Raw genomic sequence first — 15,263 nt, forward strand, 5'->3', positions numbered from 1 at the left:
CATTATTTCAGTAATTCCAATAATTCTTTATTAAAATCCTTGTAAAAATTAAAATCCTTTTCAGTAAGTTGATACTGTTCCTTGATTAGCCCTTTTAAGGCTTTTAGAACTGGACCTAACTGTTTAAGTTCCTCAGAATCTAGTGAATCCAATTTATGAGCTATCGTATTTCGTGTTTTGTTCATTCTCAAAATCGGTTTGATTTTATTATGCAATATCCACTCTCTTTTTTCTTGAAGGATCTTGTCATAATCCCAAATCCCGATATAATATTTCACTGAATCGTTCGCGTAATTATCCAGAAATCCTGGATAACGATTTTCGATATAGTCATCTAAGATAAACTCTGTAAGGTTTTTAATTCTAATCAGACCTTCACTAAAATTACCACGTTCTTTTTGCAAATCAATAGTCAAATAAGCATTTAATACTTTTTTCTGTTCTTCGCTCCATTTTTTCTTTTGGAGGACTTGAGGTACAGCTTGCCTATCTAATGAATCGACAATATCTTGTAATTTTTTGCGACAGTCTTTCAAACCAGGGAAATCAGGCAATTGATTTGCGATCTCTAAACTAGCTTTATAATCATATTTTTTTATAAAATCACGTAAAGTTTTTTTCATTAAGGCGTGTAAGAATTTTTCAGACTCATCCTCTAGAGTACGATCTACAAAATCTTCAACATTGTCTTCATTTGTATCAATGAGAATATCTATATCTTCAACATTGTCGTGAGGCACATTCTCATTTGAATCATTTACGGGAGTTGGAACTTGTATAGCTTTAACGTTTATTTCACTGAGTCTATTAATTATAAAAAGTGCTGCTTTTACTTGTGGTGTTGCGCTTGAAAGATTTAAAAGTAATTCATCATCCTTCGTATAATACTGCTGAATAATTGATTCAAACTGATCATACATTGTATCAAAAATATGTACTTCATTGTTTAAAATAATTGGTTCATGGTATACAATCTCTGGGAGGTATTCAGAATCAATAGAACGAATCACTTTCTCAATATCATCTTTCTTACTAATTGTTCTCTCTGAAAAAACAACAATAATTTTATCTGGACGGTATTTTCTCGCAATATGTACTAAAGCTCCATCGTGAAAATTTCGTATAGGATCTGTATCACCCACTGCCGAAATCAAAACCTTCATTTAGTAATCTCCTTAATCATAAAGTTCGCCTTACCCATTTCATAGAAGGATTCATCATTTTTTATTAATATGGAAGGCTGAACAGAGTCATCTTCCACAAGGATAGGGGCTTTTGTTAATTTCAAGACTCCCTTTCCAACCATCCTAGTGGTTCTGCTATTCTCATAACGTTCTTGTAAAATTCCATTTGCTTGTTTAAAAATTGTTTTCGTCCAAGCTCCACTACCAGCACCCAAGTAGATAGGATAGTCAATATTATCTTGAATCTTATCTTCCGGAAAATCCTTTAGGAAAAAGTTTTTATAACCCCTATAAAACTCTAGTGCCTTATCTTCAAGTTTTTCAATTAAAGTTGCCGATGCTGCTGTAGTTGTGGTAATTGTAAATTCTACTTTAGTCAAAGGAGCAATAGCTTCTCGATATAGAGGTAAAGATTTTACTGTTGGCGATTCGGCTGAGCAGTCCCATTTTTGAACTAAAATAAGACTGTCATTTCTAAATGGTTTGCTATCACTAACACGAATGGCATTAAATATATTATTGAATTCTTTACCCTTCTTAGGCACCCAAGGAATCATATTTTTATTTTCCTTAGGATTCTTACCTCTAGTATCAACCACCTTTTTATTATTCCAGGCAGGATTGGTATTCATCAAAATAGTTCGAATGGCTCCCTTTAACGAACTACCAGGTATATAAGGATTACCATAAGGGTCTCTCATAAACTTTGCTACTTCATTAATAGTACCTAACTTGGAATCAATGTAGTTCATTTCGGTTTCAAAACCAGTCTCTTTAATCCTATAACCACCAAAATCACGGTCAGAAATACGGTTATCCTCTAAAAAGGAAATCAAACGATTATTACTGGCACTTGCCTTTCTCTCTTGTAAAAAGCGCTCAAACTTCTGATCATAACCTTTCTCCACCATTCGATTATAAAACTTACCCATATCAGGGAAATAAAAGTACCCATCTTCATAGATAAATTCACGAGATGTGTACTTATCACCACTGCCAGTATGGATAGGAGCCATGGCTAGGAGGCTGAATTGAAAGGTTCTATACTCTGTTTTCATCTTTCTCTCTCCATCTTGAAAAATAATGGTTTAGCATAACTTAATACTTCATGTGGGAAATCAAGAGGTCTTACATCTATAATCTGTCCTGTAAAGGTTTCAGAGAAAGTAGATCCAGAAGCAAACTTATATAAATCCTGCTTACGGTAATTTTCATTAGTTTCTGTACTAAAAGCAAAACCACTTGATTTACTTAGTAAATAGGAACCAGTTTCCATAGCATATTCAAGTTCCTTTTCGACTGGTAGAGAAGTCGTCAAGGTCATGACAGGTCCTTGATGGGACTTGGTGAGACGATTTTTGAAGCTATCTGGTAAATCTAATATAGTCAAATCAAATTGTCCATAGCCACTGGAACGTTTGCCCCCAATCCCCGTATACTGCAAGCTTGTCATGAGTTCATTTAAGAGTTCAGATTCGGTAGCAATCACATAGAGAGCAGACTTATCTGCAAATCGAACTGTAGAAACTTGATAAAGAGCTCCATCCACGTGAGGTTGGTTTTTAGTGACGATGTTTGTTACTCCATGTTCTGCGTCTTCAAAAAGAGTTCCATTTACATAAGAATCAAATTTATCTAGAGGAATAAACTGAAGTTTCTTTGCCATTTTCGCTTGGCGTCGCACTTCTTTGACATCTGTCGTTAAATCTGCCTGATCAAACTTTGGAAATCCTATCGGCTTAGGTAAAAATGGGCCTGACTGATAAGGAAATGCATCTGACAAAACGAATCCATCTAGACCTGCTAATGATACAAATTCCTCCATTTTGCCCATTTTTTTTGCTTCTATAGCTAAGGCTGAAAACAATCGGTCCGCTGCAAAAGTCATTTTAGAACTATCCAAACTGCCTGCTCCGAAGTGAGCAGTATGGAAGTTCATAATATACATCTTGTAGGTCATACTAGACCTCCGTAGTTAAAAGTTCATTCAATCTACTAACATCATAGTTTCCGAAAACTGTATTTGCTTTAAGATTCTCAAAAGCAACCTTACCATATCCACGAGAGCCTGAACCGCCTAAATAATCAAGTTCCAACAGTTTTAATCCATCAAGAATCACTTTGAAGTCTTCTTCTACTTGAGCTTGACTCTTGTCTGTCACCTCATAGATCAACTCAAATCCAAAGACACTGTCTCGGATAGCACGTTCAATTTGTCTCGGTTTAGCTACAGCAGAGATACGATCAATGGTATTTTCGAATTTTACTTCAGTATAAATCTTTGCGCCTAAGCTATCAAGTTTATCTTTATTAGATAAAAATGCATCGCGAAAAATTAAACGACCTATTTTATCGCGCTTAGATGAGCTATTTCCAAATAGTCGACTTAGAATTTCCCCATCTTCTCCTGGTTGCTTTGCTAGTCTAGAATTATATACTTTTGCTAGAAGGGTACGCATTTTCCCTTTGATACTTGAACCCGGGATAATGGGTAAGTTCGTAATTGGATCTTTAATCACAGGTGAGTCCATAGCCCCAATTGCTGCAAAGGCATTACTTGTTCCAATATGAAGTCCTGTCTCTAGACGAATTTGTCCTGTTATTTTAATTTTTGCAAATGTCATTAATCTTCCCCTCCGTAAAATCTAAAATAGGCCACTAAAGCTTCCATATATCGGCAAAAGCGTTGGAGACTTTCTTTATTGTTGATCTCTTTGAGAGCATCCAATATTTCAGCTTTTTCTACTAAATCTTTCACAGAAGTTTCTCTTCCTGCTTGATAAACAAACTGCACTCTCAAATAAGCGATTTTATCAGCCAATTCCTTATACTCTCTGATCTTACTTTCATCAAAAAGATTACTAGTTAAATTTAGTAGATTTCGAATTTGTGTAGTTGTTAAAAGGAATGCATCAGGATTTCTAAAATTCCTAGTATTTCGATTCAATGATTTAATAACCTTTTCTGCCTTATCTACGTAATTATTATCTGTTAAAATTGCCATCTATGAATCCTTTCTAATCTCATAAATATATAGAAGTAAAGCTATCTCTGCTTCCTTACGTTCATTGTCGCTACCTTTATACCAAGAAAAGAATAAATCTTTGAACTTTCTAAACACTTCTTTTTTGTCTTTAGGTGTCTGGTCTTCCAAACGAGTTAAATAATAAGCTAATCGAGCAATATTCATACGATCGTAGTTACGAAGGAGCTCAATCAGTCTGTATACAAAACTTTTTCCTCGCTCATCTTGAATATTAAAGTAGTATCGGATACTCTTAAGTTTTCCATTATAAACATTGTTAATGAATTGGTCGAACTTCAAGGTATAATTTTTTTCAAAAAGGGAAATACTATCCTTGTCGTTATCCTTGGCTGCTCCTTCTAACTTACCAGTTTCTTCAGCCATCAGGCTAACCGGAGTTTTATCTGGAAAGAGGCCGATCCCTGCTGATAGGGTTAATTTGCCATTTGTCCACTTGATAAAGTTTTGTCGGAGACAAATGGTGAACTCAATAACATCCTGCCAGGAACCGATAGCAAATACATCATCTCCACCGGCATAGATGATTGATAGTTTTTTCTCTTTGGCAAACTGGTTGATATAGACCTTAAAGAAGAGACTCATACTTCTAGAGAATGTCGCCGAGCGTGCCAGAGTATTATACTTGCCACCATCTTGATAGGAGAATCCAGCCATAAAGGCTGCTCCTAGGTCATCCACATCTAGTCGAACGACTGCCAGACGCTTGATACCTTGACCAGACTCCTGAGATAGTTTAGCATACTCGTAAATCTCATCATACTTGTAATCTCCGACAAAGACATGGGTTGCTTTTAGGATATCTGTACTATAGCTATTCTTTACATAAATACGGTCCCACTCTTCTTTAGCAAGGTCGGCATTGGAAATACCACTAATATAGGCTCCCGGACCTATCGGCAGGCCTTTTTCTTTTGTCACAATATAGTAGTTTTCTTGTATTTCCTTGGCAAAGCGATACATCCCTGCACAGATATGGCAGACCTCTTGATCTTTATACTTGGTAAGCTTTTCGACTGAGTGACAAATTGCACATTCTTTCTGGGAGCTTTTTCCTCCTTGGTTGAGTTCAAGGAGAGTTTTGGCATCGTAACGAGAAATTTTCTTTTGGGAAATCATCCGACTAGTTGTTTGATAGACTTTTCGATAGTCGGCCAGTGTCGTTGTCATATCATTGGAAGAAAACGGACTCCAACCAAATGCTACGTACAAACCTGTCTGGAAATGCTTGATCAAAAACTGATTGAATTCTGCTTCAAAGCTAGCCAAGGTTTCTCTAGTTTTTTCGGTGTTTGGAAGGATAAAGTAGGCGTGCCCTCCACCGACGTAGAGAAGATTAGCCCTCGTAAGCTCTAACTTCTCCAGTAAGCTGTCAGCGATATGTTCCCCCATAAAATCTAGATACAAGGAACGTGCTTTTAGTTGCTTAGCTGCACCAGCTGTTGCGATATTGTAGATAAAATCCTGAATCCCTGACAGGTCAAAACTTGCTAATAAAAAGGCTTTTTCGCTATAAAAAGCTTCTAAATCCTGTCCCAGTACCTTCTCATAGTCACGGCAATTCTTGTCTGCTAAATAGTCCTCTATAGCTAGGGAAAAGCCAGCTGTCAGACGACTGTAGGTTGCTAGAGAAATATCTGATAATCCCTTGGTTCTTGTCGAAACAGGTACATAGGAAAGAGTAGACTCAAGGAGATTCAAAAGGGCATCTATCTCAGATTGGCTAAAGTCAAATCTCTCAAACTCTTTTTCTAAGGTCGCTACTATCAAGTCATAGTCTGACTTGTCAGACGGCTCACTCGATTCCTTAGCATAGTTTGGCTCCCCGTCAAGCTCTAATGGACGCGCATCAAGATAACGCTGACTAGAGCTATCTGAAAATACATTGAAGATATCCGATTGTTTACTTAGGAAATCTTCTTTACCTCCATGAGTATCTGGTGCTCCTTTTAGGCCTGAAGCAATCTTTGCAGCAGCTGACGTGATATAGACCAAACTATCAAGAGTTAAGTCCGTCGGCAGATCACTAGAAGTCGCCTTGGCTATCTGCTGGGCTATTTTTTCATTATCCGAAAAGCGTCTAAACCATTCGGACCCAATGGTACCTAGGTCTTTCTGATCATACCTGGAACCTTGAATCACCTTGCCGATAGCGTGCAAAAGCGATCCATAAACTAAATCAATCTTTTCTTTCTTCAAGTTCTAAACCTCCCATCCCTAAACTAGTTTTCATACCGAGACCTGAGTACTCCCCAAATTTTAGAAGCATATTGGCATATGCTTTCAAGGTATTTGGACCTGTAATTTTAAAGGTCAATTTCCCCCTGAAACCAGGGATTTTTTTGCCATGGACTTTAAAATAGCTGGACTCCAATCGATAACTGGTAATCCTACTATGCTTGACCAAATAGTCCAGGGTTTCCTCTTCGATGTCCTGACGATTCTCGATCAGACGTGCATACTTCATCATCAAACTCTGAAAGATGAGACGCATGCTAGGAAAGAGCACGTACTCTCCCTGAGAGCGAAATCCTGTCGGAGTTTGAAAATGAATGGTATAGAGTGACCGATCTTGGTTTTCATTAAAAAACTCAAAGAGTTGCTCTGAACTGAGATCTTGCATGGAGAAAGATTCCACCATGAGAGTCGGCAAATCATGAAGTTCTACTTTCTTGAGCTCCAATAGAACAGGCAAAATCTGCTTGACAGCCTCATCCGTCAGGAGATGAAGGGACCACAGGGTCTTGTCCTTTTGATGGATGATTTTTAGTGAGTAGGGGTTAGTCTCCTGCTCATGTAGCCAAGTCACATAGTCTGGTGCTAGGTTTTCCATGAGAAAACCTTGGAATTTTGTCGACAGATCGCTCGGTGATTGGTCAATCCGCTTAAATGATAGTTCGATGTGTTTCATATGCCTCCTTTATTGATACAATTGCGCTTTTGCTTTCTCATGAGCGCTTTTTTCTTTTACTTTTGGAATCCTTTGCCCTTATGAAACTGTCCCCTCTCGAGGTAGATAGGTATCTATAAAATCCCTGAATTGCCATTGGAAGATATCCCGCTTCTGTTTCCGGCCCCTCTCGAGGTTGATAGGTATCTATACTCCTATTGACATTAGCGACGAAGAACTGCCGTTCTAGTTTCCGGCCCCTTGCGAGGTATATTGGGAGGTATATAGATCGCTCGATTGGTGGTGCGTACAAGTACGCTTATGAGTTTCCGGCCTCTCCCGAGGTAGATAGGGAGCTATACTTCACCATTGAACCAGACGGATTGATCACAACGAAATAGTTTCCGGCCCCTAGCGAGGTGGATAGAGGGCTATACCAAACCTCTATGAGCGCATTATCGGTAGCAGTGAATCTGACATGTTTCCGGCCCCTCTCGAGGTAGATAAGTATCTATAGGACTTATTAGCTTTGAAGGGACACCATTGGAATAGTTTCCGGCCCCTCTCGAGGTAGATAGGTATCTATACCATCAATCATTTCATTGTCTGAAGAGTAAAGGTGGTTTAGTTTCCGGCCCCTCGCGAGGTTGATAGGTATCTATACCAGCCATCACTTCCGAATACTGGAACATCAGCAAGTATGGTTTCCGGCCCCTCTCGAGGTAAATAGGGTTCTATACTTTTCAACACCATGGTATTAAAGGAATGAGGTGGGGATTTCCGGCCTCTCGCGAGGTAAATAGGGTTCTATACCATCAAGACACATCAGTATTGCACATACAATCAGTTTCCGGCCCCTCGCGAGGTAGATAGGTATCTATACGGAACGTATGACAAGAAAAGCGAGCGTTGGTACATTGTTTCCGGCCCCTCGCGAGGTAGATAGAGAGCTATAAGGAAATATGAAACTAGAATATGGTTCAAAATCACAAGCATTTCCGGCCCCTCTCGAGGTAGATAGGTATCTATACACTAGACCTACTTCTTAAAACTAACGCAACCAAAGAAGCGTGTTTCCGGCCCCTCGCGAGGTAGATAGGGTGATATACAAAGAAAGAAGGAACTAAAAATGAAAAAATTAATTGTTTCTGGCCTCTCTCGAGGTAGATAGGTATTATACTGACTACAAACCATATTCAACATTTACTGCTGATTCAGTTTCCGTCCTCTCTAGAGGTTGATAGATAGGTATCTATACTATATCACGATTGGGCTTCTATTGCTAAGCTTATTCTGTTACCGGCCCCTCTCGAGGTAGACAGGTATCTATACAATGTGAAAATGAAGCTGATAGGAATATGATCCATCATCTGTTTTCGGCCCCTCTTGAGGTGGATAGATATCTATACTTTTCAGTCAGTCTAACAGTACAGTAGTACGTCTACAGTTTCCGGCCCCCTAACGAGGTAGATAGGTGGTTATACACGACAACACTTATAAAGTGTTAGTGAATAACTATTAGTTTTCGGCCTCTCGCGAGGTTTATAGGCATCTATACTGTGTCTTGTACGTTCAAGCCTAACAATGGCTTACAGTTTCCGACCCCTCTCGAGGTAGATAGGGGGCTATACCATGTTTGATTATGACAGAGACATAATGCAGCCACCCGAGTTTCCGGCCCCTCCCGAGGTTGATAGGTATCTATACAATACAAACAAACAATTAATTAAAAGAATTAATGAGTTTCCGGCCCCTCTCGAAGTAGATAGGGAGCTATACAAGTTAGATGTGAAGCATGATCGCTATACTGGCAACTGGTTTCCGGCCTCTCACGAGGTAGATAGGCACCTATACGTAAGCGGTACTGGTTCGACGAAGATGGTTACATGGCGTTTCCGGCCCCTCGCGAGGTTGATAGGTAGCTATACATTGTAGAACCTAAAAATGTGCTTCGACAAAACTTGTTTCCGGCCCCTCTCGAGGTAGTTAGGTTCTTATACAGATGTTTTCTATCAGGTGAAGGCGTTCCTAAGTAGGTTTCCGGCCCCTCGCGAGGTAGATAGGGAGATATACTGTCTCAGTTCCTGATGTGAAGCCCGAAAAACATGCATTTCCGTCCCCCTCGAGAGGTAGGTAGGTATCTATACTTACCGTAAATTAAAAGGAAATGTCACTCTTTTTCAGCCGATGTTTCCGTCCACTCGCGAGGGAGATAGGGAGATATAACCTATTGGGAACTAATATTAGTATACCATATTTTGAAAGTGTTTTCATTTCTGAATACCAAATTAATCACATACCTTTTTATTCCTCCTAAATGTATAAAGGATACTATTTTATCATTAAAATTCTTTTTGTCAAGCCCAAATATAAATTTTTTTTAATACAAAAACGAACCAGCTTTACTGATTCGTTTCATAACTGATAACTCCTACTTCCGGTACATTTTAAACTGTAGGAAGAGGTCACTGTATTTTCCTGTCCATTTATGGTCAAACTTCTCATAAACTTCTAGGTGTTTCATGGTATCATCGTCTGGATAGAAGGATTTGTCCTCACGAGTCTCCTCTGGGAGCATTTCCTTAGCTGGTAGGTTGGGTGTTGAGTAACCTACATACTCCGCATTTTTCAGAGCATTTTCGGGTTTCAACATAAAGTTGATAAAGGCATAGGCTGCATCTTGGTTTTTCACGGTTTTTGGAATGACCATGTTATCAAACCAAAGGTTGCTGGCCTCAGTCGGAACGACATACTTGAGGTTAGGATTTTTCTCCAACATCTGGCTGGCTTCCCCAGAGAAGGTCACACCAATGGCAGCATTATTCTGAATCATGTAACCCTTCATCTCGTCTGCCACAATGGCCTTGATATTTGGAGTCAGTTTGTAGAGCTTATCTACTGTCTCTTCCAGCTGCTGAGGATCCTTGGAATTAAGGCTGTAACCGAGCGAGTTAAGCCCGAGTCCCAGCACCTCACGCGCCCCATCAAAGAGCATGATGGAATCCTTGTATTCTGGTTTCCAGAGGTCATCCCAATGCTCAGGTGCCTCCTCTACCATGGTTTCATTGTAGACAATTCCCAAGGTTCCCCAGAAGTACGGGATGGAGAATTTGTTGCCCGGGTCAAAAGACTGGTTGAGGAACTCAGGTCCGATATTTTCGATTCCTTCAATTTTTGAATAATCAAGCGGAACCAAGAGGTCTTCGTCCTTCATCTTATTGATCATGTACTCACTCGGGATGGCAATATCATAGGTTGTTCCACCCTGCTTGATCTTGGTATACATGGCCTCGTTGGAGTCAAAGGTCTCGTACTGTACTTGGATTCCTGTTTCTTCTGTGAATTTCTCCAAGAGTTCTGGATCGATATAGTCCCCCCAGTTGTAGATAACCAATTTCTGACTGTCTCGGCTATTGATTTTACTGTCTAGATGAGTCGCAATCCCCCACAAGACAAGGATAATTGCTGCAATTCCTGCTAAAAATGAATAGAGTTTTTTCATGCTTGCTCCTCCTTCTCACGTGAGATAAAGTAATATCCAACAACTAGGATAATACTAAAGAGAAAGACAAGGGCAGAGAGGGCATTGATTTCTAGCGAAATTCCCTTACGAGCACGAGAGTAGATCTCAACGGACAGAGTTGAAAAGCCATTTCCTGTTACAAAGAAGGTCACGGCAAAGTCATCTAGCGAATAGGTGAAGGCCATGAAATAACCTGCAATGATAGACGGTGTCAGGTACGGTAGCATGATTTCCTTGAACATCTGAAACTGGCTGGCACCCAAGTCATAGGCCGCATGAATCATGTCATCATTCATCTCCTTGAGACGAGGCAAGACCATCAAGACCACGATAGGGATGGAAAAGGCCACGTGACTAGATAGAACCGTCAAAAAGCCAAGTGAAAACTTAAGCTGGGTAAAGAGAATCAAGAAGCTGGCACCAATCATAACGTCAGGCGCAACCATGAGGATATTATTGAGTGATAAAAAGGCTTCTTGGTATTTCTTACGAGACTGGTAGATATAGATAGCACCGAAAGTCCCGATAATGGTCGCAATCAAGGCTGATAAAAAGGCCAAGAAAAAGGTCTGGGTGAGGATCAACATGAGGCGACCATCACCAAACATAGTTTTAAAATGACTCAGACTAAATCCTGTAAAGCTGTTCATATCATCGCCAGCATTAAATGCATAGCCAATCAGGTAAAAAATTGGCAAATAAAGGATGATAAAGACAAAGGCTAGGTAGAGATTGGCAAATTTTTTCATCGTTCTCTCCTTTCCTTGGTCACCCACATGGTGATGAACATGGTCAGGATAAGGATAACCCCGATGGTAGAACCCATACCGTAGTTGTCATTGGTCAGGAAGTTCTGCTCAATAGCCGTTCCCAGCGTGATAACGCGGTTCCCACCAATCAAACGTGTCAGCATGAAGAGACTCAAACTAGGGATAAAGACAGACTGAACCCCACTTCTCACCCCGTTCATAGAAAGGGGGAAGATAACATGGCGGAAGGTCTCCCACTTGGTCGCACCGAGGTCATAGCTGGCATTGATAAGATTGTTGTCCATATCATCCAAGACATTGAAAATCGGCAAAATCATAAAGGGAAGCTCGATGTAGCTTGCGACAAAGATGAAGGAGAAATCCGTAAAGAGCAACTGCTGCGAACCGATTCCGATGAATTCCAAAAATTGGTTAATAGAGCCATTCTGACCAAAAATTCCGATAAAGGCATAGGCCTTGAGGAGCAAATTAATCCAGGTTGGCAAGATAATCAGCATGAGCCAGAGTTGACGGTGCTTGAGACGGGTCAAAAAGAGGGCGGTTGGATAGCTGATGAGCAGTGTTACCAAGGTTACAATCCCTGCATAAAGCACAGAGTTGAAGCTCATTTTGAGGTAGGTCAAGTTTTGTGACGCAAAGTAAGATTTATAATTTTCTAAACTAAACTGCCCTTCAATGTTGAAAAAGGATTGTCCAAAAATCAAGACCAAGGGTGCGAGGACAAAGAGGGCAATCCAAAGCATGTAGGGCACTACAAAGAGTTTAGAGGTTGTTTTCTTCATCTCTTTCCTCCTCGATCGCGTTAATCAGACCTGCTTCTTGCTCTTCGATTTCTACGTACTCCTCGATACGAGCATCGAACTCTTCTTCGGTTTCGTTGAGACGCATGATGTGGATATCTTCTGGTTCAAAGTCCAGACCGATTTCCTCGCCAACGATTGCCTTACGGGTCGAGTGAATCATCCATTCGTTTCCGAGTTCGTCATAGGCGATAATCTCATAGTGAACCCCACGGAAGAGCTGGGTATCCACCTTGACTTGGAGCTTGCCTTCTTCAGGAAGGGTGATGCGCAAGTCCTCTGGACGAATGACAACCTCAACAGGCTCATTTGGCTTCATCCCTCCATCAACCGCTTCAAAGCGTTTGCCGTTAAACTCGACCAAGTAGTCTTCAATCATGGTTCCTGGCAAGATATTTGACTCACCGATAAAGGTAGCAACAAAGTGGTTGATCGGCTCATCATAGATGTCTACAGGCGTTCCAGACTGAACAATCTCGCCATCATTCATAACGAAAATCCAGTCACTCATAGCAAGAGCTTCTTCCTGATCGTGAGTGACAAAGACAAAGGTAATCCCCAATCGTTGTTGCAATTCACGCAGTTCATACTGCATGTCTGTTCGCAATTTCAAGTCCAGCGCTGACAAAGGCTCATCCAACAAAACCACACGGGGCTGGTTGATAATGGCACGGGCAATGGCCACACGCTGACGTTGTCCTCCAGAGAGTTTACGAATGGAACGCTTCTCGTAACCTTCCAACTGAACCATCTTGAGAACTTCCGCTACGCGTTGTTCGACTTCTTTCTTGTCGACTTTACGCAAGCGGAGTGGAAAGGCAACATTTTCAAACACATTCATATGTGGAAACAAGGCATAGGATTGGAAAACCGTATGGACATCTCGTTTATTAGTTGGGATATCATTGATCCGCACCCCATCCAGTAAAATATCCCCTGTTGTCGCATCCAGTAAACCTGCAATGATGTTTAGGATGGTTGACTTTCCTGAACCAGATGCGCCCAAAAGAGTGTAAAATTTCCCTTCTTCCAACTCAAAGTTAATATCTTTGAGAACCTTGGTGTTGCTGTCTTCAAAAACTTTAGAGACGTTTTTGAATTCAATAATTGGTTTTTTCAATTGTCATAAATTCCTTCTTTTTCATAAATTAACAGATCAGGGCTCTGTCAGGCCGCTACTACCTCGTGTAGGAGATTGAACTGCCTACATACATCTTCACTCACGATAGGCTTTCACCCCCTTTACAATGGTTATAGCAGCAACTTTTCTACCCCAACCTTATTCCTTCTCGCCCAAAATTCGGACTTCTCTCTCAAGGGTGACACCTGAGTGTTTCTTGACTTTTTCGATAACAGATTGGATTAAGTCTTCGTAGTCTTTGGCCGTTCCGTCAGCAACATTGATCATGAAACCGGCATGCTTTTCAGATACTTCCACACCACCGATACGATAGCCTTTCAAGCCAGCCTCTGAAATCAACTGTCCTGCAAAATGCCCAACTGGACGCTTAAAGACTGACCCACATGATGGGTATTCTAGAGGTTGTTTGAGTTCACGTAGGTGCGTCAAGCGGTTCATTTCTTGCTTGATAACCTGATGATTCCCTGGAGCTAGAGCAAATTTAGCTGACAAAACAACAGCCCCAGAATCCTGAATAGCTGAATGACGGTAACCAAAAGCCAAGTCCTTGACTGACAAGGTCTCGATTTCCCCTTCCTTGGTCAAAACTTGACAAGACTGCAAGATATGAGCAATCTCTCCTCCATAGGCACCCGCATTCATAAAGACAGCTCCACCGATGCTTCCAGGAATCCCACAAGCAAACTCAAAACCAGTCAAACTATGACGGAGGGCAATACGTGTCGTTTCGATCAAGTTCGCTCCAGCTTCTGCTTCGATGGTATAGCCATCAACCGAAACGTTATTAAGCTTATCGCATAAGATGACAAAACCACGGATTCCACCTTCACGAACGATGATATTGCTGGCATTTCCTAGCACCATCCAGGGAATATTCTCTTGATTGGCAAATTGGACGACACGGGCCATCTCATAGCGATTGCGTGGCAAAACTAGATAATCCGCTCGACCTCCTACCTTTGTATAGGTATAGGTCTTCAAGGGTTCCTTAAAACGAATATCGATTCCTTCTAGGATTTCAAGCATTTTTTCTTTTACTGACATGTCACTCTTCCTTTTTCAAAATTCATTCCATTATACCATTTTTAGAGACATTTGACGACCATAAAAAGAGCTTGTTTTATCTTTACATAAAAAAAGAGGTCACCCCTCTTTTTATGATTTTTTCCAAAATGTAGATTTTGTCAGCCAGATAAAGGCTAGAAGTTCTACGAGAAGAATAAACTCAACTAGAAGCGGATTTGCAATCCATCCCACTTGAGATAAGGCTGGAGCCAAGTCAAACAAGGCATGCAAACCATAGGCAGCAAGGAGGTAGATCCATTTCTTTTGACGGACACTTTGATAGACCCAGATGGAAAGACCAATTTGTAGAACCAGAGCAAGCACACGTTCAACTCCTAGTAAATAAACCTGCCATACAGAAAGAGACTGAACCGTTTCGAGTGTAGTCTTTGGAAGGAGATTGGCTACATCAGTATTTGAAGACTGAATGAGTGAAAAGAGAATCAACAAACTGATCAAGCTTCCCATTCCGAGATAGAGCATCTCCAAGCCCCCATGTCCCAAACCATAAGCCAAAGCATCTCGATCTTCTAGCCTTCTCTTTTTCTCCAACCATTTAAAAAAGACAAGACGAGCCGTTTCCTCAAAGAGGGCCGCCATGGCGATTCCATAAAGGACGTATAAAAAAGGGTGCTCCTGCATGAGCGGAATGGTTCCATCTTTTTGCGGATGAAGTACCAGAAGGTGAACCATCTTCTCTAACACTTGAGAAGAAACAAAAAATGCGATTGCTCCCAAGCCCATCACTGCAAGAGAGATTTTAAACCGTTTTTTGGCATACCAAGTTCCACTTACTAGAATGAGAACCAAAGCAACCATGGTGAGGATAATATGTACTGTCATCTTT

General features: G+C 40.7%; 13 protein-coding genes. All 13 read right to left on the minus strand.

Annotation, left to right across the window (positions count from 1 at the left end; translation table 11 throughout):
• Nucleotides 1-2 precede the first annotated feature (2 nt).
• The 13 genes from O3652_RS03645 to O3652_RS03705 all read right to left on the minus strand — a co-directional run bounded on the left by O3652_RS03645 (nucleotide 3) and on the right by O3652_RS03705 (nucleotide 15,259).
• Nucleotides 3-1,163: a type III-A CRISPR-associated protein Csm6 gene (locus O3652_RS03645; protein WP_371590070.1), complete on the minus strand. Its 1,161-nt coding sequence runs from the start codon at nucleotides 1,161-1,163 to the stop codon at nucleotides 3-5.
• The gene (csm5, locus tag O3652_RS03650) at nucleotides 1,160-2,242 is read right to left on the minus strand and encodes a type III-A CRISPR-associated RAMP protein Csm5 (protein WP_125413511.1); all 1,083 of its coding nucleotides are present in this window, start codon (nucleotides 2,240-2,242) and stop codon (nucleotides 1,160-1,162) included. Before csm5 ends, O3652_RS03645 begins: the two co-directional genes overlap by 4 nt.
• Complete coding sequence (gene csm4 / locus O3652_RS03655; RefSeq protein WP_125413510.1) at nucleotides 2,239-3,144, minus strand: type III-A CRISPR-associated RAMP protein Csm4; 906 nt, start codon at nucleotides 3,142-3,144, stop codon at nucleotides 2,239-2,241. The genes csm5 and csm4 overlap by 4 nt, the downstream gene beginning before the upstream one ends.
• A 1-nt stretch (nucleotide 3,145) precedes the next feature.
• Nucleotides 3,146-3,808 (minus strand): type III-A CRISPR-associated RAMP protein Csm3, encoded by a 663-nt coding sequence (gene csm3, locus O3652_RS03660; RefSeq protein WP_125413509.1) that lies wholly within the window; start codon nucleotides 3,806-3,808, stop codon nucleotides 3,146-3,148.
• A complete protein-coding gene (gene csm2, locus O3652_RS03665) occupies nucleotides 3,808-4,188 on the minus strand; it encodes a type III-A CRISPR-associated protein Csm2 (RefSeq protein ID WP_125413508.1) in 381 nt (126 codons plus the stop codon). Before csm2 ends, csm3 begins: the two co-directional genes overlap by 1 nt.
• A complete protein-coding gene (cas10, locus tag O3652_RS03670) occupies nucleotides 4,189-6,426 on the minus strand; it encodes a type III-A CRISPR-associated protein Cas10/Csm1 (RefSeq protein ID WP_371590071.1) in 2,238 nt (745 codons plus the stop codon).
• Nucleotides 6,407-7,138, minus strand: a complete 732-nt coding sequence (gene cas6 / locus O3652_RS03675; RefSeq protein ID WP_125413506.1) for a CRISPR-associated endoribonuclease Cas6 — start codon at nucleotides 7,136-7,138, stop codon at nucleotides 6,407-6,409. The genes cas10 and cas6 overlap by 20 nt, the downstream gene beginning before the upstream one ends.
• A gap of 2,410 nt (nucleotides 7,139-9,548) precedes the next feature.
• Nucleotides 9,549-10,619 carry an ABC transporter substrate-binding protein gene (locus O3652_RS03680; protein ID WP_125413505.1) on the minus strand — a complete coding sequence of 357 codons (1,071 nt, stop codon included), beginning with the start codon at nucleotides 10,617-10,619 and terminating at the stop codon, nucleotides 9,549-9,551.
• Nucleotides 10,616-11,389, minus strand: a complete 774-nt coding sequence (locus O3652_RS03685) for an ABC transporter permease (RefSeq protein ID WP_000712716.1) — start codon at nucleotides 11,387-11,389, stop codon at nucleotides 10,616-10,618. Before O3652_RS03685 ends, O3652_RS03680 begins: the two co-directional genes overlap by 4 nt.
• The gene (locus O3652_RS03690) at nucleotides 11,386-12,192 is read right to left on the minus strand and encodes an ABC transporter permease (protein ID WP_000754114.1); all 807 of its coding nucleotides are present in this window, start codon (nucleotides 12,190-12,192) and stop codon (nucleotides 11,386-11,388) included. Before O3652_RS03690 ends, O3652_RS03685 begins: the two co-directional genes overlap by 4 nt.
• Entirely contained in the window at nucleotides 12,173-13,330 is a 1,158-nt protein-coding gene (locus O3652_RS03695; RefSeq protein ID WP_125413504.1) for an ABC transporter ATP-binding protein, read from the minus strand. The genes O3652_RS03690 and O3652_RS03695 overlap by 20 nt, the downstream gene beginning before the upstream one ends.
• A gap of 159 nt (nucleotides 13,331-13,489) precedes the next feature.
• Nucleotides 13,490-14,395 carry a UDP-N-acetylmuramate dehydrogenase gene (gene murB, locus O3652_RS03700; protein WP_125413503.1) on the minus strand — a complete coding sequence of 302 codons (906 nt, stop codon included), beginning with the start codon at nucleotides 14,393-14,395 and terminating at the stop codon, nucleotides 13,490-13,492.
• A gap of 111 nt (nucleotides 14,396-14,506) precedes the next feature.
• Nucleotides 14,507-15,259: a YhfC family intramembrane metalloprotease gene (locus O3652_RS03705; protein ID WP_125413502.1), complete on the minus strand. Its 753-nt coding sequence runs from the start codon at nucleotides 15,257-15,259 to the stop codon at nucleotides 14,507-14,509.
• Nucleotides 15,260-15,263 lie beyond the last annotated feature (4 nt).

This window comes from Streptococcus sp. 27098_8_23, assembly GCF_041432195.1.
Lineage (GTDB): Bacteria > Bacillota > Bacilli > Lactobacillales > Streptococcaceae > Streptococcus.

What these genes read in the sequence shown, in the direction of transcription:
- O3652_RS03645 (WP_371590070.1), bottom strand. Translation starts at nt 1,163, where the DNA reads ATGAAGGTTTTGATTTCGGCAGTGGGTGATACAGATCCTATACGAAAT.
- csm5 (WP_125413511.1), bottom strand. Translation starts at nt 2,242, where the DNA reads ATGAAAACAGAGTATAGAACCTTTCAATTCAGCCTCCTAGCCATGGCT.
- csm4 (WP_125413510.1), bottom strand. Translation starts at nt 3,144, where the DNA reads ATGACCTACAAGATGTATATTATGAACTTCCATACTGCTCACTTCGGA.
- csm3 (WP_125413509.1), bottom strand. Translation starts at nt 3,808, where the DNA reads ATGACATTTGCAAAAATTAAAATAACAGGACAAATTCGTCTAGAGACA.
- csm2 (WP_125413508.1), bottom strand. Translation starts at nt 4,188, where the DNA reads ATGGCAATTTTAACAGATAATAATTACGTAGATAAGGCAGAAAAGGTT.
- cas6 (WP_125413506.1), bottom strand. Translation starts at nt 7,138, where the DNA reads ATGAAACACATCGAACTATCATTTAAGCGGATTGACCAATCACCGAGC.
- O3652_RS03680 (WP_125413505.1), bottom strand. Translation starts at nt 10,619, where the DNA reads ATGAAAAAACTCTATTCATTTTTAGCAGGAATTGCAGCAATTATCCTT.
- O3652_RS03685 (WP_000712716.1), bottom strand. Translation starts at nt 11,389, where the DNA reads ATGAAAAAATTTGCCAATCTCTACCTAGCCTTTGTCTTTATCATCCTT.
- O3652_RS03690 (WP_000754114.1), bottom strand. Translation starts at nt 12,192, where the DNA reads ATGAAGAAAACAACCTCTAAACTCTTTGTAGTGCCCTACATGCTTTGG.
- murB (WP_125413503.1), bottom strand. Translation starts at nt 14,395, where the DNA reads ATGTCAGTAAAAGAAAAAATGCTTGAAATCCTAGAAGGAATCGATATT.
- O3652_RS03705 (WP_125413502.1), bottom strand. Translation starts at nt 15,259, where the DNA reads ATGACAGTACATATTATCCTCACCATGGTTGCTTTGGTTCTCATTCTA.